Source organism: Clavibacter rahimiani (assembly GCF_052654495.1).
Map to the genome: position 1 here is coordinate 2,717,614 of NZ_CP199790.1, position 21,914 is coordinate 2,739,527.

At 73.0% G+C, this 21,914-nt stretch carries 23 protein-coding genes and 1 tRNA gene; 13 read left to right on the forward strand and 11 right to left on the reverse strand.

The window, feature by feature from the left end; translation table 11 throughout:
• Positions 1–4: 4 nt before the first annotated feature.
• Positions 5–658, forward strand: coding sequence for a phosphate signaling complex protein PhoU (gene phoU, locus ACT7CP_RS12865; protein WP_012039182.1), 654 nt, complete (start codon positions 5–7; stop codon positions 656–658).
• A gap of 85 nt (positions 659–743) precedes the next feature.
• Here the strand turns inward: phoU and ACT7CP_RS12870 are convergent, their stop codons facing one another.
• Entirely contained in the window at positions 744–1,499 is a 756-nt protein-coding gene (locus ACT7CP_RS12870) for a phosphoglyceromutase (protein WP_307506473.1), read from the reverse strand.
• Positions 1,500–1,534: 35 nt separating this feature from the next.
• Between ACT7CP_RS12870 and ACT7CP_RS12875 the strand changes: the two genes are divergently transcribed.
• The gene (locus tag ACT7CP_RS12875) at positions 1,535–2,347 is read left to right on the forward strand and encodes a class I SAM-dependent methyltransferase (protein ID WP_413964152.1); all 813 of its coding nucleotides are present in this window, start codon (positions 1,535–1,537) and stop codon (positions 2,345–2,347) included.
• Here ACT7CP_RS12875 and ACT7CP_RS12880 read toward each other — a convergent pair.
• The 4 genes from ACT7CP_RS12880 to ACT7CP_RS12895 all read right to left on the reverse strand — a co-directional run bounded on the left by ACT7CP_RS12880 (position 2,344) and on the right by ACT7CP_RS12895 (position 5,649).
• Entirely contained in the window at positions 2,344–3,465 is a 1,122-nt protein-coding gene (locus tag ACT7CP_RS12880; RefSeq protein WP_445442525.1) for an FUSC family protein, read from the reverse strand. The two genes, ACT7CP_RS12875 and ACT7CP_RS12880, sit on opposite strands and share 4 nt — an antisense overlap.
• Positions 3,449–4,600 (reverse strand): CAF17-like 4Fe-4S cluster assembly/insertion protein YgfZ, encoded by a 1,152-nt coding sequence (gene ygfZ / locus ACT7CP_RS12885; protein WP_445442526.1) that lies wholly within the window; start codon positions 4,598–4,600, stop codon positions 3,449–3,451. The genes ACT7CP_RS12880 and ygfZ overlap by 17 nt, the downstream gene beginning before the upstream one ends.
• Complete coding sequence (locus ACT7CP_RS12890) at positions 4,590–5,189, reverse strand: heme-binding beta-barrel domain-containing protein (RefSeq protein WP_445442527.1); 600 nt, start codon at positions 5,187–5,189, stop codon at positions 4,590–4,592. Before ACT7CP_RS12890 ends, ygfZ begins: the two co-directional genes overlap by 11 nt.
• A gap of 193 nt (positions 5,190–5,382) precedes the next feature.
• Positions 5,383–5,649 (reverse strand): hypothetical protein, encoded by a 267-nt coding sequence (locus tag ACT7CP_RS12895; RefSeq protein WP_445442528.1) that lies wholly within the window; start codon positions 5,647–5,649, stop codon positions 5,383–5,385.
• Between the two features lie 53 nt (positions 5,650–5,702).
• On the opposite strand from ACT7CP_RS12895, the gene ACT7CP_RS12900 reads away from it, so the two are divergent.
• From ACT7CP_RS12900 to pstB, 8 genes are all read left to right on the forward strand, one after another.
• Positions 5,703–6,395, forward strand: coding sequence for a response regulator transcription factor (locus tag ACT7CP_RS12900; protein WP_413964147.1), 693 nt, complete (start codon positions 5,703–5,705; stop codon positions 6,393–6,395).
• Positions 6,364–7,278 (forward strand): mycothiol synthase, encoded by a 915-nt coding sequence (gene mshD / locus ACT7CP_RS12905; protein WP_445442529.1) that lies wholly within the window; start codon positions 6,364–6,366, stop codon positions 7,276–7,278. Before ACT7CP_RS12900 ends, mshD begins: the two co-directional genes overlap by 32 nt.
• Before the next feature lie 93 nt (positions 7,279–7,371).
• The gene (locus tag ACT7CP_RS12910) at positions 7,372–9,552 is read left to right on the forward strand and encodes an RNA degradosome polyphosphate kinase (protein ID WP_413964145.1); all 2,181 of its coding nucleotides are present in this window, start codon (positions 7,372–7,374) and stop codon (positions 9,550–9,552) included.
• 71 nt (positions 9,553–9,623) lie between these two features.
• Positions 9,624–10,565 carry an NUDIX hydrolase gene (locus ACT7CP_RS12915; RefSeq protein ID WP_413964144.1) on the forward strand — a complete coding sequence of 314 codons (942 nt, stop codon included), beginning with the start codon at positions 9,624–9,626 and terminating at the stop codon, positions 10,563–10,565.
• 203 nt (positions 10,566–10,768) lie between these two features.
• Entirely contained in the window at positions 10,769–11,872 is a 1,104-nt protein-coding gene (locus tag ACT7CP_RS12920; protein ID WP_445442530.1) for a phosphate ABC transporter substrate-binding protein PstS, read from the forward strand.
• A gap of 105 nt (positions 11,873–11,977) precedes the next feature.
• Positions 11,978–12,979, forward strand: coding sequence for a phosphate ABC transporter permease subunit PstC (gene pstC / locus ACT7CP_RS12925; RefSeq protein ID WP_445442531.1), 1,002 nt, complete (start codon positions 11,978–11,980; stop codon positions 12,977–12,979).
• Positions 12,979–14,079 carry a phosphate ABC transporter permease PstA gene (gene pstA / locus ACT7CP_RS12930; protein ID WP_445442532.1) on the forward strand — a complete coding sequence of 367 codons (1,101 nt, stop codon included), beginning with the start codon at positions 12,979–12,981 and terminating at the stop codon, positions 14,077–14,079. Before pstC ends, pstA begins: the two co-directional genes overlap by 1 nt.
• Before the next feature lie 43 nt (positions 14,080–14,122).
• Complete coding sequence (gene pstB / locus ACT7CP_RS12935; protein ID WP_307506439.1) at positions 14,123–14,902, forward strand: phosphate ABC transporter ATP-binding protein PstB; 780 nt, start codon at positions 14,123–14,125, stop codon at positions 14,900–14,902.
• A gap of 76 nt (positions 14,903–14,978) precedes the next feature.
• Here pstB and ACT7CP_RS12940 read toward each other — a convergent pair whose 3' ends face one another.
• The 3 genes from ACT7CP_RS12940 to ACT7CP_RS12950 all read right to left on the reverse strand — a co-directional run bounded on the left by ACT7CP_RS12940 (position 14,979) and on the right by ACT7CP_RS12950 (position 17,640).
• A complete protein-coding gene (locus ACT7CP_RS12940) occupies positions 14,979–15,836 on the reverse strand; it encodes an anti-sigma factor (protein ID WP_445442533.1) in 858 nt (285 codons plus the stop codon).
• Positions 15,833–16,435 carry a sigma-70 family RNA polymerase sigma factor gene (locus ACT7CP_RS12945; RefSeq protein WP_445442534.1) on the reverse strand — a complete coding sequence of 201 codons (603 nt, stop codon included), beginning with the start codon at positions 16,433–16,435 and terminating at the stop codon, positions 15,833–15,835. The genes ACT7CP_RS12940 and ACT7CP_RS12945 overlap by 4 nt, the downstream gene beginning before the upstream one ends.
• A gap of 572 nt (positions 16,436–17,007) precedes the next feature.
• On the reverse strand, positions 17,008–17,640 hold the full coding sequence (locus ACT7CP_RS12950; protein ID WP_413964140.1) for a DNA-directed RNA polymerase subunit beta: 633 nt from the start codon (positions 17,638–17,640) through the stop codon (positions 17,008–17,010).
• Positions 17,641–17,712: 72 nt separating this feature from the next.
• Here ACT7CP_RS12950 and ACT7CP_RS12955 point away from each other — a divergent pair, with 72 nt between their 5' ends.
• Both ACT7CP_RS12955 and ACT7CP_RS12960 read left to right on the forward strand, forming a co-directional pair.
• Positions 17,713–17,883 (forward strand): hypothetical protein, encoded by a 171-nt coding sequence (locus ACT7CP_RS12955; protein ID WP_413964139.1) that lies wholly within the window; start codon positions 17,713–17,715, stop codon positions 17,881–17,883.
• Positions 17,884–17,917: 34 nt separating this feature from the next.
• Positions 17,918–17,990, forward strand: a tRNA-Lys gene (locus tag ACT7CP_RS12960).
• 136 nt (positions 17,991–18,126) lie between these two features.
• Here the strand turns inward: ACT7CP_RS12960 and ACT7CP_RS12965 are convergent.
• Positions 18,127–19,449 (reverse strand): hypothetical protein, encoded by a 1,323-nt coding sequence (locus ACT7CP_RS12965; protein ID WP_445442535.1) that lies wholly within the window; start codon positions 19,447–19,449, stop codon positions 18,127–18,129.
• A gap of 397 nt (positions 19,450–19,846) precedes the next feature.
• Here ACT7CP_RS12965 and ACT7CP_RS12970 point away from each other — a divergent pair, with 397 nt between their 5' ends.
• Positions 19,847–20,092 carry a hypothetical protein gene (locus tag ACT7CP_RS12970; protein WP_307506427.1) on the forward strand — a complete coding sequence of 82 codons (246 nt, stop codon included), beginning with the start codon at positions 19,847–19,849 and terminating at the stop codon, positions 20,090–20,092.
• On the opposite strand, the gene ACT7CP_RS12975 is transcribed toward ACT7CP_RS12970, so the two are convergent.
• A complete protein-coding gene (locus ACT7CP_RS12975; protein ID WP_445442536.1) occupies positions 20,089–21,009 on the reverse strand; it encodes an aldose 1-epimerase family protein in 921 nt (306 codons plus the stop codon). The genes ACT7CP_RS12970 and ACT7CP_RS12975 overlap by 4 nt on opposite strands.
• Positions 21,010–21,019: 10 nt before the next feature.
• Complete coding sequence (locus ACT7CP_RS12980) at positions 21,020–21,844, reverse strand: DeoR/GlpR family DNA-binding transcription regulator (protein ID WP_445442537.1); 825 nt, start codon at positions 21,842–21,844, stop codon at positions 21,020–21,022.
• Between the last annotated feature and the right edge of the window lie 70 nt (positions 21,845–21,914).

Consider the following 21,914-nt stretch of genomic DNA (forward strand, 5'->3'; position numbering starts at 1 on the left):
CCCCATGCGCGAAGTGTTCCAGCAGGAGCTCCACGAGGTCCAGGAGCGTCTCATCGAGATCTCCGCGCTCGTCGCCATCTCCATCGAGAACGCGACCCGGGCGTTCAACGAGTCCAACGTCAGCCTCGCCGAGACGGTCATCGAGCAGGACCGCCGCATCGACGAGCTCGCCACGAGCCTCGACGAGCTGGCCATCAACATCCTCGCCCGGCAGCAGCCCGTGGCCCGCGACCTCCGCATCGTCGTGAGCGCGCTCCGCATCAGCGCCTCGCTCGAGCGCATGGGCGACCTCGCCGAGCACATCGCGCAGCTGTCGCGCTACCGCTTCCCGGACAAGGTGGTGCCGAAGTCGCTCCGCCCCACGTTCCTCGAGCTCGGCCAGCTCGACGTCGCCATCGCCCGCAAGCTCACGGACCTCCTCACCACCGAGGACCCGAAGCTCGCCGAGGAGATCCGCAACGACGACGACCGCATCGACGAGCTGCACCTCAGCGTCTTCGACAAGGTGCTCGGCGAGACCTGGAAGGGCGCGGCCGTCGACACGGTCGACTCCACGCTCGCCAGCCGCTATCACGAGCGCTTCGCCGACCACGCGGTGTCGATCGCGAAGACCGTGCAGTACCTCGCCACGGGCGACTGGGTGCAGGCCGACGCCTGACCCGCGCGCCGGCGCACGTCCGGCCCGCATGACGAGAGCCCGACCGGATCATCCGGTCGGGCTCTCGTCGTCGGTGCGGGCGGTCCTACTTCTTGGTGCCCTGCGCGGCGACCGCGGCGGCGCCGGCCGCGGCGGCCTCGGGGTCGAGGTACTCGCCACCGGGGACGAGGGGGCGGAAGTCCTCGTCGAGCCGGTAGACGAGCGGGATGCCCGTGGGGATGTTGAGCTCGGCGATGTCGGCGTCGGAGATGCCGTCGAGGTGCTTCACGAGCGCGCGCAGCGAGTTGCCGTGGGCGGTGACGAGCACCGTGCGCCCGGACGCGAGGTCGGGCTGGATGTCGGACTCCCAGTAGGGCAGCATCCGCTCGATGACGTCCTTGAGGCACTCGGTGCGGGGCAGGTCGTCGCCGAGGTCGGCGTAGCGGGGGTCGCCGGACTGCGAGTACTCGTCGGCGTCGTCGATGGGGGGCGGCGGCACGTCGAAGGAGCGGCGCCAGGTGGCGAACTGCTCGGGGCCGTACTCGGCGAGCGTCTGCGCCTTGTCCTTGCCCTGGAGCGCGCCGTAGTGGCGCTCGTTGAGGCGCCAGGTGCGCTGCACCGGGATCCACGAGCGGCCAGCGCGCTTGAGCGCGATGTTGGCGGTGTCGATGGCGCGGATGAGGACGGAGGTGTGCAGCACGTCGGGGAGGATGCCGGACTCGGCGAGGAGCTCGCCGGCGCGCTGGCCCTCCGCGACGCCCTGCTCGCTCAGCTCGACGTCCACCCATCCGGTGAACAGGTTCTTCTGGTTCCAGTCGCTGTTGCCGTGACGCAGCAGCACGAGGGTGCGGGGTTCAGCCATGCCGCCAGCCTACCGAGCGATGGGAGACTGGACCCATGCCGGGCGCCGCCTCCCCCGTCGGCTCCGTCACGCGCGGGACGACCAACACGAACCGCCTCCGGCGCGTCGACCGGTGGATCCGCACGCTCGACTCCCTGCGCACCGCGGAGGCGCCGCTCGTGGTCGACCTCGGCTACGGGGCGAGCGGGATCACGGCGCTCGAGATGCACCGGCGGCTGCGGGAGGCGCGGCCGGACGTGCGCGTCGTGGGCATCGAGATCGAGCCCGGGCGCGTGGCGCGGGCCCGCGAGCAGCTCGCGGGGTGGCCCGACGCGGAGGCGCGCGAGCGCGTGTCCTTCGTGCGCGGGGGCTTCGAGGTGCCGCTGCCCGGCGGCGAGCGCGCGACCGTGATCCGCGCGTTCAACGTGCTGCGGCAGTACGACGAGGCCGAGGTGCCGGCCGCCTGGGCGCGCATGGCGGCGCGGCTGTCCCCGGGCGGATCCGTGGTGGAGGGCACGTGCGACGAGATCGGCCGCGTCGCGAGCTGGGTCGACGTCCGCGCCGACGGGCCCCGGAGCCTGACGATCTCGCTGCGGCTGGCCGGTCTCGAGCTGCCGTCGATCGTGGCGGAGCGGCTGCCGAAGGCGCTCATCCACCGCAACGTCCCGGGCGAGCGCGTGCACGAGGTGCTCGCGCTCCTGGACCGGAGCTGGATCCTCAGCGCCCCGCTCGGCGTCTACGGCCCGCGCCAGCAGTGGCTGGGGGCCGTGCGGCGGATGCGCGACGCGGGCGTGCCCGTCCTCGGCGGGCCCGCGCGGTGGCGGCTCGGCGAGCTGACCGTGCCGTGGTCCGCGGTGGCGCCGGCCTAGACCGCGGGGAGCGCCGCGCGCGCCGCGGTCTCGTCGACGCCTGCCGCGACCTGGAGGTCGACGAGCAGGGGCCGCAGCAGCATGACGAGCATCACCTCGCCGACGGGGGCGCCGGGGATGAGCTCGCGCGGATCCAGGCGCACCGCCACCAGCACGAGGTTCTGCTGCGCGAGCGGCGCGGCCGACGGGTCCGACAGGCTCTGCCCGAGCAGGTTCACCCCGTTCGACACGGTGGCGAGCAGCTCGGCGAGGACCGGCCGCCTGACCCCGTCGACGACGAGGAAGTCGATGCGCCGGGAGATCACCCGGAGGTTCCGCACCGCGAGGTCCATGCCGTCGAGCACGCGCCGCTGGTCGCGGAGCTCCGGGAGGTGGCGGCGGAGGAACGGGGAGATGCGCGCGATCGACAGGGCGGAGTCCGCGGCCGCGCTCCACGCATCGATGAGCGGCTGCGTGCGCCGCAGCCGGTCGAGCGCGCGGTCGGCCGCCGTCGTGTCGCCGAGGCGCAGCGCCGTGACGAGCGAGGTCAGCGCGTAGGAGCACTCGGAGAAGACACGGCGCGCCTCGCGGAGGGCCTGCCGGCGCGGATCCCGCGGGATGAGCGCCGTCGCGAGCAGCGCCACCGCACCGCCCACGAGCCCGTCGACGCTGCGCACGAAGACGCCGCCCGGCGGCGCGGGCAGGAGCGCCACGAGCACGGCCTGCACGCCCGCGGCCACCGCGAACGCGGCGTTCGACGACAGCAGCCGCGCCACGAGCAGCGTCGCGAGGATGATGACGAACAGCTGCCACGCGCCCCGCCCGATCCCGAGCAGCAGCACCTCGCTCAGCGTGATGCCCACGGTCATGCCGATCGCCGTCTCGAGCACGCGCACGGGCCGGGCGTCGCGGACGAAGCCGAGGCTCGTGATGGTGACGGTCGTCGCGAGCAGCGGGGTGTCGTGGCCCAGCACGTGGTGCGCGAAGGCCCAGCCGCCCGTGGCCGCGACGGCGATCTGCAGCGCGGCGGGAGCGGATCCCCAGAGCCGCAGGAGCGCGGCCCGCGGGTCCGCCCGGTGCCTCAGGGTGCGGGCGGCACGGGCCGACCGCTGCCGCCCGCGCTCAGCGGCGGACCGCACCGAGCCGGGGCAGGCGGGGGACGTCGGCGGATCGGCCCGCGTCGGTGGGCACGATGACGTCCTGCGCCGCCTGCACCCGCACGTCGTCGGCGACGACCTCGAGCTGCGCGGCGGGGTCGACGTTCCGCCGCACCACGGCGAGCGCGACCGGGCCGAGCTCGTGGTGCAGCGCGCTGGAGGTCACCGATCCGACGACCTCGCCGAGCGCGCCCTCGGCGTCGGCCGGGAGCCGCACCTCGGATCCGGCACCCGGCAGCACCGCGTCGGAGCCGTCGAGCTGCAGCAGCACGAGGCGGCGCGGGGGACGGCCGAGGTTGTGCACCTTGGCGACCGTCTCCTGGCCGCGGTAGCAGCCCTTGCTGAGGTGCACGGCGCTGCGCAGCCAGTCGAGCTCGTGCGGGATGGTGCGGTCGTCGACCTCCGTGGCGAAGCGCGGCCGCCACGCGGCGATCCGCAGGGCCTCGGCTGCGAGGACGCCCGCGACGGGCAGCTCCCCGGCCGCGGCGCGCGCGGCGAGCGCGGGCAGCTCCGACCGGGGCACGAGGCGCTCGCTCCAGGTCCAGCCCTCGGCGGGATGGGGCGACGCGGACGCGTACTGGTGGCCGCCGGGCACGACGCGCGCCCACGGGTCGCGCCACACGAGCGGGACGCCGTCCGGCGCGGCGACGGGGAGGTCGGGCTCGCCCAGCGTGCCGATCACGGCGAGCTCGGCCGTGCGGTCGGCCGGCTCGACCCGGAGCATGAAGCGCATGCGCTGCAGGTAGGCGAGCAGGGCGTCCGCGTCGCCGGCGCCGAGCAGGAGCCAGGTGGTGACGCCGTCGTCGAGCACGCCGACCGCGTGCTCGAGGCGGCCGTTCTGGTCGAGGAAGAGGGTCTCGGCGGAGTCGCCCGGCGCGAGGCCGCGGAGCGACTGGCTGGTGATGGAGTCGAGCCAGGTGAGCCGGTCCTCGCCCGCGACCGAGAGCACCGCGCGGTGGGAGAGGTCGACGACGGCCGTGCCCGCGGCGAGCGCGCGCTGCTCGGCGACGAGGGATCCGAGGTGCGCGGGCACGCCGGCGTCCGCGCCGTACGCGGCGACGGCGCCGGGCAGGTCGAGGAACGGGGAGCGGATGACGGCTTCCGGATCAGTCGACATGTGCCACCCGCCCGGAGGCGTGCGTGCGCAGCGGCTGGCCGAGGGCCGCGATGTCCCACGCCCACAGGAGGTCGCGCTCCACGAGGCCGTAGAGGCGCGTGGCGCCCGTGTACTCCTTGGCGCCCTCGGTGCGCATGACCGCGTCGGTGGCGAGGTCGATGCGCGCGCTCTTCACCTGGCCGACGTAGAGCTCGCTCACGCCGCCCGGGTGGACGAGCGCGACCTCGACGTCGAAGCCGCCGTCGGCGTTCCGGAGCGTCTCGACCTCGTCGGCCGTCGTGAAGGGGCGCTCCCCCGCGGGCGGCAGCATCGCCGGTCCGGGGTCGCCGTCGGTGACGCGGCGGCGCAGGCGCCAGTAGCCGGTCTCGGTGACGAACGGGACGGGCCCGTCGTCGCCCTCGATCCACGCGTAGGAGGAGTAGTTGAGGTGCGGGAGGCCGTCGTGGCTGAAGCTGATGCGCTGCCCGAACTCGCGGCGGACCAGGTCGTCGCCCACGGCGTACTCGACGACGCCGGTGCCCTCCCAGACGCCGAGGAGCCAGGACAGGGGGACGAGCTCGGCGGGGAGGCCCGTGGGGATCTCGATCATGCGGCGCGCGGTCAGCGCTGGCCGCGGAAGAGGTTGTACACCACGACGAGCGACACCCAGCCGATGGAGAGGCTCGCCAGGACCAGCAGTCCGGTGAAGAGGAGTTCCAGAGCAAGCAGCGACGACATGGCCTCAATCTACCCCACGGGCGGCCGGGGCGGACCGGCGGGCGGGGCCTGTCCGACCGGGTGGGTCAGCCCGCGACGGGCAGCAGCATCACGACGGCCGTGGCGGCCGCGAGCACGAGCACGGCCCCCACCACGCTGCCCACCGCGCGGTCGACGAAGCCGGTCTTGCGGGGCAGCGCCAGCTGGATCACGAAGGTCCCGATGACGCACGCGGCGAGCACGAGGGGGAACCAGCGCGGGGCGTCATCGGGGCCCACCGCGACGGCGACCACGACCGCGCCGACGACGGCGGTCAGCCAGACGGGCAGGAGGCTGCGCAGGGGGGAGGTCACCCGCCAATCCTGCCCCACGTATCATGGGGTCAATTCATCCATGGAGGATCCCTGTGGCCCAGCTGTTGATCCTGACCTCGTCCGCGGACACCGACGTGCTCCCGGCACTCGGGCTCCTCAGCCACCGCACCCGGCACATCCAGGCGGATGCGGCGAGCCTGGTCAACGCCCCCGCGGCCGACCTCGTGCTCGTCGACGCGCGCCGGGACCTCGCCAGCGCCAAGTCGCTCTGCAAGATCCTCACCACCACGGGCGGCGGCACGCCCCTCATCCTCGTGCTCACGGAGGGCGGCCTCACGGCGGTCAGCGCCGACTGGGGCGCGACCGACGTGATCCTCGACTCCGCCGGCCCCGCGGAGGTGGACGCGCGCGTGCGGCTCGTCATCGGCCGCGCGGCCCAGGAGCGCACGGGCAGCAAGATCCAGGCCTCCGGCGTCGTCATCGACGAGGCCAGCTACTCCGCGAAGGTGCACGGCAAGCCGCTCGACCTCACCTTCAAGGAGTTCGAGCTCCTGCGCTTCTTCGCCAGCCACCCCTCCCGCGTCTTCACGCGCGAGCAGCTGCTCAGCGAGGTGTGGGGGTACGACTACTTCGGCGGCACGCGCACGGTCGACGTGCACGTGCGGCGCCTGCGGGCGAAGCTCGGCGACCTCGAGTCGCTCATCGGCACGGTGCGCAACGTCGGCTACCGCTTCAACGTGTACGAGGAGGACAGTGAGCGCGTTCCCGCCCCCGCCGGAGCCTGACGCGCGTCGCGTCACCCGGGTCGAGCCGTCCCCCGAGGACGCCCGTGCGATCCTCGCGCTCGCCGACCGCGCGCGCCGGGCGGACGGCCCGGCCCCGTTCAACGAGCAGACGCGCCTCGCGCTCGGCGCCGACGGCGGTCCCGCGGCGCTCGTCGCGCACGCCCCCGACGGCCGTCCGGCCGGCGCCGCGGTCGTCGCCCGCGGCGAGGCCGGGATCGAGGCCGAGCTCGTCGTGGATCCGGACCACCGCCGCCGCGGCATCGGCCGCGCGCTCCTCGACGCCGTCCTCGCGGAGGCCGACGGCGCGCCCGTCTCGGTCTGGGCCCACGGCGACCACCCGGCGGCCCGCGCGCTGGCCGCGGCCACCGGGCTCGACCGCGCCCGGGAGCTCCTGCAGCTGCGCGCGTCGGTCCCCGAGGCGCGCGCCGGCCTCGGGGAGCGGCCGATGCCGGAGGGCCTCGCGCTCTCGTCCTTCTCCCCCGCCGACGCCGACGACTGGGTCGCGCTCAACGCGCGTGCGTTCGCGCACCACCCCGAGCAGGGCCGCATGACCCGCGCCGACCTCGACGACCGCGTCGCCGAGCCCTGGTTCGACCCCGCGGCGCTGCTCCTCGCCCGCGACGCGGACGGGCGGCTGGCCGGCTTCCACTGGCTCAAGGTCGAGGACGGGCAGGCGGAGGTCTACGTGCTGGGCGTCGACCCCGACCGCGCGGCCCGCGGGCTCGGGTCCGCCCTCCTCGCCGCCGGCCTCGACCTGCTCGCCGAGCGGGGCCACGAGGAGGTCGACCTCTACGTCGAGGCGGACAACGCGCCCGCCCTCGCGCTCTACCGCCGGGCCGCCTTCGTCGACGCCGCGGTCGACGTCCAGTACCGCCGCGCCTGATCCCCGCGCCTCCCCAACGCCTCCCCCGGTCCGGTTCACCCTGCGTTCACCTCCCGGAGGCCGGACCGCGCACCGCGATGCCATGATGGGCGGATGGACAGCGAGACGTACATCGGCGATGCCAAGGCGGTCGCCGAATCCCTGGACGACTTCGACGAGGACGAGATCCTCGAGGACGACGGGACCCTCCCCGAGGGGCGCTTCCTCGACCGGGAGCTGAGCTGGCTGGCCTTCAACCGCCGCGTGCTGGAGCTCGCCGAGGACCCGGAGCTGCCGGTCCTCGAGCGCGCCAACTTCCTCGCGATCTTCGCGAGCAACCTCGACGAGTTCTTCATGGTCCGCGTCGCCGGCCTCAAGCGCCGCATCGCGACGGGCCTCGCGGTCCCCACTAACATCGGCCGGACGCCCTCCGAGGTGCTCTCCGCCATCAACGAGACCGCCTACCGGCTCCAGGTCCGCCACGCGGCGGCCTTCAACGACAGCGTCCGCCCGGCGCTCGAGGAGCATGGCATCCGCATCGTCCGCTGGGACTCCCTCGACGAGGCGCAGCAGGACCGCCTGCACGAGCTGTTCTCCGAGCAGGTCTTCCCCGTGCTCATGCCGCTCGCGGTCGACCCCGCGCACCCGTTCCCCTACATCTCGGGCCTGTCGCTCAACCTCTCGGTGCGCATCCGCAACCCCAAGACCAACCGCCAGGAGTTCGCCCGCATCAAGGTGCCGCAGATGCTGCCGCGCTTCATGCCGCTCTCGCCGGACACCCGCTCGGGTCCCATCGACTTCATCGCCCTCGAGGACCTCATCGCGAACCAGCTCCAGACGCTGTTCCCCGGCATGGAGATCGTCGAGCACCACGTCTTCCGCGTCACGCGCAACGAGGACGTGCAGATCGAGGAGGACGAGACCGAGAACCTCATCCAGGCCCTCGAGAAGGAGCTGCTGCGACGCCGGTTCGGCCCGCCCATCCGCCTCGAGATCTCGGACGACATGGACGCGGTCACGCTCGACCTGCTCATGCGCGAGCTCGACATCACCGAGCAGGAGGTGTTCACGCTCCCCTCCCCGCTCGACCTGGGCGGCCTGTTCGACCTCGCCAAGCTCGACCGGCCGGCGTTGCACTACCCGAACAACGTGCCCACGACGGCGGTCGCGCTGAAGCCCGGCGAGGACAACTCGCGCGCCGACATCTTCCGGTCCATCGCGCAGCAGGACATCCTGCTCCACCACCCCTACGAGTCCTTCACCACGAGCGTGCAGGCGTTCCTCGAGCAGGCCGCGGCGGATCCGCACGTCCTCGCCATCAAGCAGACGCTCTACCGCACGAGCGGCGACAGCCCCATCGTCGAGGCGCTCATCGACGCGGCCGAGGCGGGCAAGCAGGTCCTCGCGCTGGTGGAGATCAAGGCGCGCTTCGACGAGCAGGCCAACATCACCTGGGCGCGCAAGCTCGAGAAGGCCGGCGTGCACGTGGTCTACGGCGTCGCCGGGCTCAAGACGCACTGCAAGCTCGCGCTCGTGATCCGCCAGGAGAAGGGCGGGGTGCTCCGGCACTACAGCCACATCGGGACGGGCAACTACAACCCCAAGACGAGCCGCATCTACGAGGACCTCGGGCTGCTCACCGCGGACGACGTCGTGGGCAAGGACCTCACGCGCCTGTTCAACGAGCTGTCGGGCTACGGCATCGAGAAGAAGTTCAAGCGCCTGCTCGTCGCGCCGCTGCACCTGCGGAAGGGCCTGCTCAAGCGCATCGCCGTGGAGACGCAGAACGCCCTCGACGGGAAGCCCAGCGGCATCCGGATCAAGGTCAACTCCATCGTCGACGAGAAGATCATCGACGCGCTCTACCGGGCCAGCAACGCGGGCGTGCCCGTGCAGGTCTGGGTGCGCGGCATCTGCTCGCTCACCCCGGGCCAGCCGGGCCTCAGCGAGAACATCGAGGTGCGGTCGATCCTCGGCCGGTACCTCGAGCACTCGCGCGTGTTCTCCTTCGTCAACGGCGGCGACCAGGCCACGTACATCGGCAGCGCCGACATGATGCACCGCAACCTCGACCGCCGCGTCGAGGCGCTCGTCCGGCTCGTCGACCCCGCGCACCTGCAGGAGATCGAGGACCTCTTCGACCGCGCCATGGCCGACACGACGTCGGCGTGGGTGCTCGACTCCGCCGGTGAGTGGACCCGGCGCAACAAGGCCGAGGACGGCACGACGCTGGAGGACCTGCAGACCGCGGTCATGGGCATCGTGGCCAAGCGCAAGCGTCGCGTGCTCCGCTGAGCACCGCTCCGCTGAGCGGGGCCGCGCCGGGCGGTCGGCCCGCCGCCGCCGACCCGGCTAGCGTGGGAGGCGTGAGAACCGCCCCCACCGTCCTCGCCGCCGGCGCCGTCGTCTGGCGCGTCGTCGAGGGGCGGATCCGGGTGCTCATCATCCACCGCACCCGCCGCCGTGACACGTCGCTGCCCAAGGGCAAGGTCGATCCCGGCGAGACGCTGCCGCAGACCGCCGTCCGCGAGGTGCACGAGGAGACGGGCCTCCGGATCGCGCTCGGCGTGCCGCTCGGCGCCATCGAGTACGGCATCTCGGGCGGTCGCCGCAAGTCGGTGAGCTACTGGGCCGCCGAGGCCACGGAGGCCGCCGTCGAGGCCGGCCGCTTCGAGCCGGGCCACGAGGTCGAGAGCATCGAGTGGGTGTCGATCCCCAACGCCCGCAAGCGCCTCGACTACCCGGGCGAGATCGACATCCTCGACCTGTTCGCGGGCCTCGTGGAGACCGGGTCGCACCGCTCGTTCGCGCTCATCGCGCTGCGGCACGGCCACGCCGTGCAGCCCTACGAGTGGGACGGGCCGGACGCGTCCCGACCGCTCAGCGCGCGCGGCCAGGGCGAGGCGCGGTCCATCGTCCCGACCCTCGCCGCGTTCGGGCCGCGCGTCATCACGAGCAGCACCGCGGAGCGCTGCCTGCAGACGGTCGCGCCCCTCGCCGAGGCGCTCGGCCGCCGGGTGAAGGAGGACGCGGGCATCAGCCAGGACGCCTACGAGACGGACGGCGGATCCGTGCGGGAGACCGTCGCGAAGCGCGTGCGCAAGGCGCGGAGCGCCGTGCTGTGCAGCCACAGCCCCGTGCTGCCCGAGATCCTGCACGAGATCGCGCTCGCCACGGAGACGCCGCGTGCGAGCCGGATGCCGCGCGCGGGGATGCTGTCGCCCGCCGAGTTCTCGGTGGTGCACCTGTCGGCGTCCGACCCGGAGGCTGGGATCCTCGCGGTGGAGAGCTACGGCCCGTCCGCCTGACCGCCGAGGTGCGCCGATCCGGCGACTGAGCGCAGCCCGACCGACAACTGTCCGCCCGTCCGGCTGAGCCCGTGCCGATCCGCGCGGTCTGTTCACCTTCCGTTCACCGATATCGGCCGATCCGGACAAGAGCCCGACATAGCGTCTCCGAGGGGCTCGCACCGGCCCCCTCACAGCACGAAATACCCGGAAGGCTCCATCACGTGAAGATCTCGCGTCTCGGCAGCGCAGCAGCGCTCGCCGCCGTCACCGCCCTCGCCCTCTCCTCCTGCGCGGCCAACGAGGCCCCCGCCGAGGGTGGCGCCGGCGCCCCGTCCGCCTCCACGCTTGAGGGCACGCTCAACGGCATCGGCGCCTCCTCGCAGGGCTCGGCCCAGGAGGCCTGGATCGCCGCGTTCCAGACGGCCAACTCCGGCGTCACGCTCAACTACTCCCCCGACGGCTCCGGCGCCGGTCGCGAGGCCTTCATGGCCGGCGGCCAGAACGCCAACTTCGCCGGCTCCGACCGCGCGCTGAAGACCGACGAGCTCGAGGGCACCTTCGGCCAGTGCGCCGACGGCACCAAGCCGATCGACGTCCCCGCCTACATCTCCCCGATCGCCATGATCTTCCAGATCGACGGCGTCGACGAGCTGAACCTCGACCCGGCCACCGCCGCGGGCATCTTCAAGGGCACCATCACGAAGTGGAACGACCCGGCCATCGCCGCGCTCAACCCCGACGCCACGATGCCCGACGCCGCGATCACCGCCGTGCACCGCTCGGACGACTCGGGCACCACCGAGAACTTCGCGACCTACCTCAACGCCACCGCGGCGGACGTGTGGGACGCGGAGCCCGACGGCGTGTGGCCCTACGAGGGCGGCGAGGCTGCCCAGGGCACCTCGGGCGTCGTCGACGCCGTCACCGGCGGCACCAACGTCATCGGCTACGCCGACGCGTCGCGTGCCGGCGAGCTGGGCACCGCCAAGATCAAGGTCGGCGACGAGTTCGTCGGCTTCTCGCCGGAGGCCGCAGCGGCCGTCGTCGAGGCGTCCCCCGAGGCCGAGGGCCGCGAGGAGAACGACGTGGTCTTCGACCTCGACTACTCCACCACCGAGGCCGGCGTCTATCCGATCGTCCTGGTGAGCTACCTCATCGCCTGCCAGGAGTACAAGGACCCCGCCGTCGGCGAGCTCGTCAAGGCCTACCTCGGCTACGTGACCAGCACCGAGGGCCAGCAGGTCGCCGCGGACGAGGCCGGCGCCGCGCCGCTCTCCGAGACGGTCGCCGCGCAGGTCAAGACCGCGGTCGAGTCCATCAAGTAGCACCCGCTGTCCGCCCCCTGATCCGCGTCCGCGCGGGTCAGGGGGCGCTCCCACGGGCGGCCCGCCGCTCCCAGCTCCACCATCTCGACGTAGGGATCCCGACCCATGACGACCGCCGCCCCGCAGCCTCCCGAGGCTCCCGAGTCCGACCGGCCGCGCGACGCGGCCGTCGCTCCCCGCAGCTCCCAGGACGTGAAGGCCAAGGCCCGCCTGGCCGACCGCGTCTTCTCCGGCCTGTCCTCCGGCTCCGGCATGCTGATCCTCGTGATCCTCGCGGCCGTCGCGCTCTTCCTCATCGTGCAGAGCATCCCGGCCCTCACCGCACCGCCCGCCGAGGTCTCCGGCGGCGGCGGCTTCTGGGGCTTCGTCGGGCCGCTGATGTTCGGCACCGTGTACGCCGCCGCGCTCGCCATGGTCATGGCCGTCCCGGTCGCCGTCGGCATCGCGCTCTTCATCTCGCACTACGCGCCCCGCCGGCTCGCCCAGGGCCTCGGCTACATCATCGACCTCCTGGCCGCCGTGCCCTCCGTGGTCTTCGGCCTCTGGGGCATCACGGTCCTCGCCCGCTTCCTCCAGCCCTTCTACGCGTTCCTCACGGACACGTTCGGCTGGTTCCCGCTCTTCGCCGGCCCCGTCTCGGGCACCGGCCGCACGATCTTCACGGTCGCGGTCGTCCTCGCCGTCATGATCCTGCCGATCGTCACCGCGCTGTGCCGCGAGGTCTTCCTCCAGACCCCGAAGCTGCACGAGGAGGCGGCGCTCGCACTCGGCGCCACGCGCTGGGAGATGATCCAGACGGCCGTGCTGCCCTTCGGTCGCCCCGGCATCATCTCGGCCTCGATGCTCGGCCTCGGCCGTGCGCTCGGCGAGACGATGGCGGTCGCGATCGTCCTCTCCCCCGCCGCGGTCGTGAACTTCGCCTGGTTCCAGTCGACGAACTCGAACACGGTGGCCGCGAACATCGCGCTGAGCTTCCCCGAGGCGTACGGCCTCAAGATCAACGAGCTGATCGCCTCGGGCCTCATGCTCTTCATCATCACGCTGGCCGTGAACATGCTGGCCCGCTACATCATCAGCCGCCGCAAGGCCTTCTCCGGAGCGAACTAATGGCGACGACAGCCCCCTCCCGCACGCGGCCCGTCGCGAGCACGCTGCCCAACTCCCTCACCGCCGGCAAGCTGCACCGCTTCACGGCCCCCGCGATCTTCCTCGCGTCGTGGCTCGTGATGGCCGTCATCTTCCTGGTGCTCGTGCTCTCGGGCGCCGCGGAGGAGTTCAACCTCGTGGGCACCGCCGTCTTCGGCACGCTCCTGTTCGGGGTCGCCCTGTTCTGCATCTCGCTCGCCGTGGAGGGCGAGCGGAAGGCGAAGGACCGCGTCATCACGATCCTCGTGACGGTCGCGTTCGTGCTGGCCCTCATCCCGCTCGTCTCGCTCGTCCTCACCGCCGTCACGAACGGCGCCGCGCGCTTCGACCCGCTGTTCTTCAACTCGAGCCTCCGCAACGTGGTGGGCGCGGGCGGCGGCGGGCTCCACGCGATCATGGGCACGCTGATCATCACGGCCATCGCCGCGGTCATCTCCATCCCCGTCGGCCTCATGTCGGCCATCTACCTGGTCGAGTACGGCCGCGGCCGCCTCGCCCGCGCCATCACCTTCTTCGTCGACGTGATGACGGGCATCCCCTCCATCGTCGCCGGCCTCTTCGCCTACGCGCTGCTCGTGCTGTTCCTCGGCCCGGGTGTCCGCATGGGCTTCGGCGGCGCGCTCGCGCTCGCGGTGCTGATGATCCCCGTGGTCGTCCGCAGCGCCGAGGAGATGCTGAGGCTGGTGCCGAACGAGCTCCGCGAGGCCTCCTACGCGCTGGGCGTGCCGAAGTGGCTCACGATCGTGAAGATCGTGCTGCCCACGTCGCTCGCCGGCATCGTCACGGGCGTCATGCTCGCGATCGCCCGCGTCATCGGCGAGACCGCGCCGCTGCTCATCGTGGCCGGCTTCACGCAGGGGATGAACTACAACCCCTTCAAGGACCAGATGATGACCCTGCCGGTCTTCGTCTTCCGCCAGTACGCCGACCAGGGCGCGGATGCCGCGGCCTACGTCGACCGGGCGTGGACGGGTGCGCTCGTGCTCATCCTCATCGTCATGGCGCTCAACGTCATCGCGCGCCTCATCGCGCGCCTCTTCGCCCCCAAGCTCGGCCGCTAGCCCCCGCTCCCCCGGCCCACGAACCCGAACGGTTAGGAAACCCTTGTCCAAGAGCATCGAAGTCAACGACCTGAACGTCTACTACGGCAAGTTCAAGGCGGTCGAGGACGTCAACCTGCGGATCGAGCCCCGCACCGTCACCGCCTTCATCGGCCCGTCCGGCTGCGGCAAGTCGACCTTCCTCCGCACGCTCAACCGCATGCACGAGGTCATCCCCGGCGCGTACGTGGAGGGCGAGGTCCTCGTCGACGGCAACGACCTCTACGGCCCGGGCGTCGACCCGGTGCTCGTGCGCCGTCAGGTCGGCATGGTCTTCCAGCGGCCGAACCCGTTCCCCACGATGTCGATCCGCGACAACGTGCTCGCGGGCGTGAAGCTGAACAACCGCAAGATCTCCAAGGGCGACGCGGACGCGCTCGTCGAGCAGTCCCTCATGGGCGCCAACCTCTGGAACGAGGTGAAGGACCGCCTGGCGCTGCCGGGCTCGGGCCTCTCCGGCGGCCAGCAGCAGCGCCTCTGCATCGCCCGCGCCATCGCCGTGCAGCCCGACGTGGTCCTGATGGACGAGCCGTGCTCCGCGCTCGACCCGATCTCCACGCTCGCCATCGAGGACCTCATCGAGGAGCTCAAGGCGCAGTACACGATCGTCATCGTGACCCACAACATGCAGCAGGCCAGCCGCGTCTCGGACCGCACCGCGTTCTTCAACATCGCGGGCACCGGGAAGCCGGGCAAGCTCATCGAGTACGACGACACCACCACGATGTTCTCCAAGCCCAGCGTGCAGGCCACCGAGGACTACGTCAGCGGCCGCTTCGGCTGATCCCCGCACCGAGACCGACGGCCCCGCATCCTCTGGAGGATGCGGGGCCGTCGTCGCATGCGGGCCGTGCGGCCGATCAGGTGCTGGTGACCGCCACGATGGGCTCGGTGGTGGGCTGCTCGGATCCGCCCGCGGGCTCGACCGTGATGGCCACGGTGTCGCCGGGCGTGTACGCGCCCTCGAGGACGGCGTGACCCGCCCCGCCCTCGGACGGCATGACGCCGGCGGAGACGGGGCCGGACTGGCCGACGTACCAGAGCTGCAGGACGCGGCCCTCGGGCAGCGGTGACGCGTCGTTGAGCACGACCGCCGTCTTGGCCTCGGATGCCGAGAAGTAGACGGTGGCGGTGCCGCCGCCGACGACGTCGCGCTTGTCGATGACCACGTCGGACGCGGTCGTGACCCGCTCGTACGCCGAGGCGACGGGCGCCTGCGAGCTGCCGGGGCCACCCACGTTCGTTCCGACGACCACGCCGCCCACGACGAGCACGACGGCGGCCGCGGCCACGCCGATCAGGGCGCCCGGCTTGCGGAACCAGCGCTCGGAGGCGCGGGCGGACGCGGATCCGAGGCGCTCACGCGGTGCGCTCGATTGGGGCGCCGACGGCGCTGCGACGGGCCGCGCGGCCGGGCGCAGCTCGGTTACGGGCGCGGGCTGACGCTCCTCGTCCGGGACGGCGGTGGGGACGTGGAGGGGCGGGAGCTGCGGCGTGGCATCGAGCATGGCCATGAGGTCGGACTTGAGGCGCGGCGACGGGGTCACCGGCTCGGTGGTCCAGGCGAGGTCGGCCGCGGTGGACCGCAGCTCCTCGACCTCGGCGCGGAGAGCCGGGTCGCGCTCGAGGAGGGCCTCGAACTCGGCCGCCTCGTCCGCGTCCACGGCGCCGAGCGCGTAGGCCGCGGTGAGGGTGCGCAGTTCGTCGTCGGCGGTCATGATGCGACCCCCATCTCGTCGCGCAGGCGGATCATGCCGTCGCGCAGGCGCGTCTTCACGGTGCCGATGGGCACGTCGAGCATGGAGGCGACCTCGCTGTGGCTGTAGCCGCCGTAGTACGCGAGGGAGACGGCTTGGCGCTGGATCTCGGTGAGCTTCGTCATCGCCTTCTTCACCCTCTCGTGCTCGATGCTGATCTCGACGGTCTCGGAGACCTGGTCGTAGCCGTTCTCGTGGTCGCGGATGCCGATGCGGACATCGCGGTCACGGCTCGACTGGGAGGCGCGCACGCGGTCGACCGCGCGGCGGTGGGCCATGGTGAGGACCCACGTGGTCGCTGCGCCCTTCGCGGGGTCGAAGCGGGAAGCGGACTGCCAGATCTCGAGGAAGATCTCCTGCGTGACCTCCTCCGACTGCGCGTGGTCGACGAGCAGACGTCGGACGAGGCCGAGGACGCGGGGGGCGAGCTGGTCGTAGAGCTCCGAGAAGGCGCGCCTGTCGCCCTGGGCGACGCGGCCGAGGAGGGCCTCCTTCGACTCGGGGTCCGCCGGCCCTGGCAGGTCGGGACGCTCGATCGATGAAGGCACGAACCCCAGCATCCCAGACGCACGTGCGTTCCGCATGCAGGCAGGGCGGGGCCCGGCGAGCTGGGGTCGTGCAGCGGGGAGGTCATCTGGTGCTTCCGGTCGTGGTTCGGGTGATGGACGTCGGCCGCGCGGTGCGTCGCCCCGCATCGGCCGGGCCCCGCATGCGGGACATCTGGGATGGCCGGGCGGCCTGCCACGCGACAGGATCCGACCGATGCGGGTCGCACCCTCGCGGGTGACGGGTGCGAGGCGGGTGACCGCCTCACGATGACTCTTCGGCGCGGATGGCGGCGCGGATTGGTCACAGGGGCCGCGGATGAGGACGCGACGGCCCGCCGGTCGTGGCGGCCGCTCACGTGGGGGCCGACCCTCCGGCGAGGAGGGGGAAGAGGGAAGCCGGGCCGCAGAACGCCTCTCGGCGCGAGGCCGCTCGGAGCGGCGAATATTGGAGCCCGGGGTTACTGCGGCCCGACCTCGTCTACTGTAACCGAGTCGGCGCGGACTGTCGTCCCCGGGATCGCGCTCACAGCGAACGGTGCGGATCCGCGGCGCGCGCCGGGGCCGAGTCGTGGCCGCGGCCGGGATCAGTCGAGCCGGTCGCTCCGCCAGAGCCGGGCGCACTGCGCGAGGTCGACCGCCATCTGCGAGAGGCGGAGGGCGCGGGTGGTGAGGTCGCCGGCGCGCTCGGGCGAGGCCGTCGCGTCGAGGTCGTCCGCGACGCTCGTGGCGCCGAGCGCGGCCAGGCGACTGAAGGCGCCCGCGCGGTCGAGGGCGACGGCGAAGTCGCCCGTGAAGAGGCCGCGGAGGATGCTGTCGGCGAGGTCCATGATCTCCGCCGGCCCCGTCGGCGCGGTGGCGCCGGCGACGACCTGGTCGATGGTCGTGGCCACCTCGGTGCCGCGCTGGTAGAGCAGGCTGATGCCGTCGGGATCCTGGCGGATGAGGGCGCGCATCAGGTACAGCCGCCAGAGCGCCCCCGGCAGGCTCCTCGGGCTCGCGCGGGACCAGAGCTCGGCGACCGCGTCGATGCCGTGCTCGTCGGTGTACGCGATGAGGCGCTCGACGACGGCGGGGTCGGGATCGGCGCGCACGCGCGCCAGCAGGGCCGACGCGGTCTCGTGGGCCACGCGGCTGATCGTGGCGGGGTCCTCGCCGCCGAGCATGCTCTCGAACTTGGACCCGGAGAACTTGGTGGGCTTGTGGTATTCGCCGGACATCCCGGCAAGCGTACGCCGGGTGGGGCGCCCGTCGTCGGGCTCGCGTCCGGTCGGCGGCCGTAGGCTGGATCCATGCGCTTCGTCCTCGGCCTGGTGGCCCTCTGGCTCGTCCTGGTCGTCGTCGGCTTCGTCGTGAAGGCGCTGGCGTGGCTCGTCGGCGTCGGGATCTTCCTCGTGGTGGTGACGCTCGTCGCGGGCGCCGTCGTGCGCCGCGGCTCCTCGCGCGACGTCGACCGGCTCTGATGGCGCATCCGCCGTCCCGTAGCATCGGGGACGCGGGCCTCTAGCTCAGTTGGTAGAGCAAGGGACTTTTAATCCCTGGGTCGTCGGTTCGAGCCCGACGGGGCCCACTTCCGCGCTGCGCCGTCCATGGGGCAGCCGCATCGCGCCGCCGGTCGGCACCGGAGGACGTCTGCGCCGCGTGCCCGTGGACGGACGGTGTCCCCTGCGCTCGGCGCCGCCTGCGGGGCGCCGGACGCCGGGTGATCAGGCCGTCGCGGCGGGAGCGGGGGTCAGCGCGGGAGCCGGGGTCGGCGCCGGCGTCGGAGTCGGCGTGGGAGTCGGCGTGGGGGTCGGCGTCGGCGTCGCCACCGCGGTCAGCGGCCGGCCGAAGCCGTCGATGCTGCGCACGCCGCCGTCGGTGACCACGGACGCGAAGGGGGTGTCGGGGTTGTTGGGGAGGGACGGGCGCTCGACGCGGGTGTCACGGGCGTACTTGCCCACCACCACGACCCGCTGCGACGGGTACTTCGTCGGCGTCATGAACATGGTGCCGCGGCCGACGAGCGTGTCCTGCGCGAACCGCGTGCCCTGGTCGACCAGGCCGACGCCGATGCCGTGGGCGCCGAGGTCGCCGCCCGTCACGATGTTGTAGCCGACGACGGTGGCCCCGACGCCCGCGCCGATCTCCATCTGGTACCCGCCCGCGCCCGAGTTGCCCTCGAGGCGCATGCCGTTGATCCCGAGCTCGGAGACCATGGACGACGCGTTGCTGGTGGGGATCGCGAGGAAGCCGCGCGCCGCCTTGTTGCCGGCCCCGCAGCCGATGACGCGCGTGTTCTCGAAGCGCGCGTTGGTGGGGGCGATGCGGATCCCGCCCGCCACGCAGTTCACGATCTCGGTGTCGCGCATGACGATGTCGATGGCGTTGACGCCGTCGCAGTCGACGCCCCAGGTGCCGGCCGCGATGACGCGGAGGCCCTCGATCACGTTGGCGTACGAGTACTCGTCGTTCGCCGCGGTGAAGTTCGTGCGCGCGAAGTAGACGCCCGCGCCGCCCGTGGCGTTCAGCTCGATGTCGGTGATCCGGCAGTGCAGCAGCGAGCGCAGGTACAGCCCGTGGCGGCCCGTGCGCGTGCCGGTGATGCTGAAGCCGCTGAGCGTGACCGTGGCCTTGTTGTTCGCGGCGGGGCCGGAGTCGGCGCCGATCTTGCCCTGCACCTTGAAGACGTCGCCGGTGGATCCCGCGATCTGCCGGATGGTCGTGACGCGCCGCCCGTAGCCCTCGATGGAGATGGCCGGGTACCCGTACGGCGCCCCGGAGAGGGGCTGCTTGGGCCAGATGGCGCTCGAGTAGTCGATGCCGGTGGAGGTGACGCGGATCTCGCCGGGCGGCAGGATCCCCCGGCCGCCGGTCTTCTGCAGGGCCGCGAAGAACGCGTTCATGGCCTTCGTGTGGTCGGCGGCCGACGGCACGAAGCCGAACTGCTCCGGATAGTAGACGCGCGTCTGGTCGCCGACGACGGCGGCCGACGCGGGCGGCGCCACGACGGGGGCGGCCACGGCGGCGACCCCCGCGGTCGCACCCATGGCGGCGAGGAGCACGGACCGCCGACCGAGCGCGGCGGATCCGCGCCGTGGTGGCGCGGACGCGTCCCCGGTGGGGGCGACCACGGGCGCGGCTGCGGAAGGAGCTGCAGGGGGCGGGGTGACGGTGGACGAGGTGGATCGGGCGCGCGCGAGGGACAAGGGGGCCTTCCGGGTGACCGTGCTGTCGGGTTCAGCTGCGTCGTGCCGGATGCGCTCCCCCGAGCTCCGGCCCACCACGCTGGGTAGGGCCAGGGTGGGCCCCCGCGCGCCGGAGCGTAACGCCCAGTTCGGGGGTGGCGTGCCGCCGGTGCCGGCGAGGGCTCCGATGCGGCCCGCCCGGACCGTGCTGCGCGGCCGACCCGTCCCCGTGCCGCGAGGCGGTGCGATGCTGGAGCGCATGAGCATGCAGGCCGACGAACTCGTGATCGCGATGCTGACCGCCGAGGAGACGAGCGAGCGGTACGACCTGCTGAGGACCGCGCTCGAGGAGCACGACGACCGGGGCGTGCAGTACCTGTCCGGGGTCGTGGGACGGCTGCTCGCCTACATCGACGGGCTGCGCGAGCCCGAGGAGAACCGGATCGCGCTGGAGCAGTACACGCGGCGCGTGGCGCTGCAGTGGGCGCAGGAGGACGAGGGCTAGAAGCCGGTCGCGCGGATCCCCCAGCTGAGCGTCCACTCCTCGCCGGGCTCGAGGCGCCGCACGCCGACGCCGGAGTTGAAGGCGTCCGCGGGCGCCGTCATCGGCTCGATGGCGACGGCCTGGCGTCCGTGCGTCGGGAACTCGCGCGGCGTGTAGACCTGCAGGAAGCGGAAGGACGCGTCAGCCCACAGCTCGACGCCGCGGCCGTCGGGCGCCGTGAGGCCGTGGCGGCTGGTGCCGTCGACCACGTGCACGTCGCCGTAGCCCGTGTTCAGGTCGAGCTCGCCGACGACGCGGCCCCGGCGGAGGTCCTCGTCGGCGCCGTCGACGGGGTGGTCGGCGACGGGGATCAGCGCGTCGTCGACCTCGGACCACGTGTCGGCGCGGACGGTGAGCGTGAGCTCGGACGACGGCACGCCGCCGATCGCGAGGTAGGGGTGCGCCCCGACCGCGACGGGAGCAGGGGCCTCCGAGTCGTTGCGGATCCGGTGCGTGACGACGAGGCCGTCGTCGGCGAGCCGGTACGTGACGGAGGTGTCGAGCAGGAATGGGTAGCCGTGCTGAGGGAAGACGGTCGCCGAGAGGGTCACGCGGTCGTCGGCCCGGTCGGACGCGGCGTAGCCGGTGTTGCGGAGGAGCCCGTGCGAGGCGTTGCCGAGCGAGGGCTCGGAGACGTCGAGCGACTGCGCCTTCCCGTCGAGCTCGTAGCGGGCGCCGCGGATGCGGTTCGGCCAGGGCACGAGCACCATGCCGGCGCCCATGGGCGCCACGAGGTCCTCGCCGTACGGCTCGACGAGGTCGACGCCGTCGAGGGTCAGGCCGCGGATGGCGGCCGCGAGCTGCACGACGGTGGCGCGCAGCTCACCGGACGGGCCGGCGTGGACGAGGTGGTGCTGGTCTCCGGTGACGGGTCTCATGGGATCCACGTTACGGCCGTCCGGCCCCGGGCGACCGGCCGGCCTGGACGATCCGGAGGCCCGCGTCGCGGAGACGGGCGAGCTCCTGCGGGTCCGCGCCGTCGTCGGTGAGGAGCGTGTCGACGAGGTCGAGCGGCGCGACCGACCCCAGGTGCGTGCGGCCGAGCTTCGCGCCGTCCGCGACGACCACCGTGCGGGCGCTCGCGTCGACCATCCGCCGCTTCACCTCCGCCTCGGGCAGGTTGACGTTCGTCACGCCGCGGTCGACGTCGATGCCGTTGCAGCCGATGAACGCGACGTCGGGGTGCAGGCGGTCGAGCACGACCGAGGCGAGCGGATCCACGAGGCTGTGCTGCAGCGCCCGGAGCGTGCCGCCCGTGACGACGACGGTGAAGCGCGGCATGGCGCGCTCGAGCTCCAGCGCGAGGGTGAGCCCGTTCGTGATCACCGTGACGTCGACGAGGTCCTCCCGCGCGACGAGCGCCCGGGCCACCTGGAGCGTCGTGCTGCCGACGTCGAGCAGGACGCTCTGCCCGCTCTCGACGAGGTCGGCGGCGGCCCGGCCGATGGCGCGCTTGGCGTCGGCGGCGGACTCCAACGTGACCTCGAGGCTCTGCTCGCGGGCGCCGAGGCCCGAGCGGAGGACCGCGCCGCCGTGCACGCGCTGCACGGCGGCGGAGTCGGCGAGCGCGTCGAGGTCGGCGCGGATCGTGACCGCGGAGACGCCGGCGTCGGCCGCCAGCTCGGCGACGGTCGCGAAGCCGCGGTCGGCGAGCGCCGCGAGGATCCGGGAGCGGCGGGTCCCCGCGGGGACGGATGCGGTGTCGTCGGCCATGCCGCGAGCCTCCACCACCGGGTTGCCGGAACGCAAGCCGGCCTTTCGCGAGCGCAGATCCCGGCCGCGC

What these genes read in the sequence shown, in the direction of transcription:
- phoU (WP_012039182.1), top strand. Translation starts at nt 5, where the DNA reads ATGCGCGAAGTGTTCCAGCAGGAGCTCCACGAGGTCCAGGAGCGTCTC.
- ACT7CP_RS12870 (WP_307506473.1), bottom strand. Translation starts at nt 1,499, where the DNA reads ATGGCTGAACCCCGCACCCTCGTGCTGCTGCGTCACGGCAACAGCGAC.
- ACT7CP_RS12875 (WP_413964152.1), top strand. Translation starts at nt 1,535, where the DNA reads ATGCCGGGCGCCGCCTCCCCCGTCGGCTCCGTCACGCGCGGGACGACC.
- ygfZ (WP_445442526.1), bottom strand. Translation starts at nt 4,600, where the DNA reads ATGTCGACTGATCCGGAAGCCGTCATCCGCTCCCCGTTCCTCGACCTG.
- ACT7CP_RS12890 (WP_445442527.1), bottom strand. Translation starts at nt 5,189, where the DNA reads ATGATCGAGATCCCCACGGGCCTCCCCGCCGAGCTCGTCCCCCTGTCC.
- ACT7CP_RS12910 (WP_413964145.1), top strand. Translation starts at nt 7,372, where the DNA reads ATGGACAGCGAGACGTACATCGGCGATGCCAAGGCGGTCGCCGAATCC.
- pstC (WP_445442531.1), top strand. Translation starts at nt 11,978, where the DNA reads ATGACGACCGCCGCCCCGCAGCCTCCCGAGGCTCCCGAGTCCGACCGG.
- pstA (WP_445442532.1), top strand. Translation starts at nt 12,979, where the DNA reads ATGGCGACGACAGCCCCCTCCCGCACGCGGCCCGTCGCGAGCACGCTG.
- ACT7CP_RS12940 (WP_445442533.1), bottom strand. Translation starts at nt 15,836, where the DNA reads ATGACCGCCGACGACGAACTGCGCACCCTCACCGCGGCCTACGCGCTC.
- ACT7CP_RS12945 (WP_445442534.1), bottom strand. Translation starts at nt 16,435, where the DNA reads ATGCTGGGGTTCGTGCCTTCATCGATCGAGCGTCCCGACCTGCCAGGG.
- ACT7CP_RS12950 (WP_413964140.1), bottom strand. Translation starts at nt 17,640, where the DNA reads ATGTCCGGCGAATACCACAAGCCCACCAAGTTCTCCGGGTCCAAGTTC.
- ACT7CP_RS12955 (WP_413964139.1), top strand. Translation starts at nt 17,713, where the DNA reads ATGCGCTTCGTCCTCGGCCTGGTGGCCCTCTGGCTCGTCCTGGTCGTC.
- ACT7CP_RS12965 (WP_445442535.1), bottom strand. Translation starts at nt 19,449, where the DNA reads ATGGGTGCGACCGCGGGGGTCGCCGCCGTGGCCGCCCCCGTCGTGGCG.
- ACT7CP_RS12970 (WP_307506427.1), top strand. Translation starts at nt 19,847, where the DNA reads ATGAGCATGCAGGCCGACGAACTCGTGATCGCGATGCTGACCGCCGAG.
- ACT7CP_RS12975 (WP_445442536.1), bottom strand. Translation starts at nt 21,009, where the DNA reads ATGAGACCCGTCACCGGAGACCAGCACCACCTCGTCCACGCCGGCCCG.
- ACT7CP_RS12980 (WP_445442537.1), bottom strand. Translation starts at nt 21,844, where the DNA reads ATGGCCGACGACACCGCATCCGTCCCCGCGGGGACCCGCCGCTCCCGG.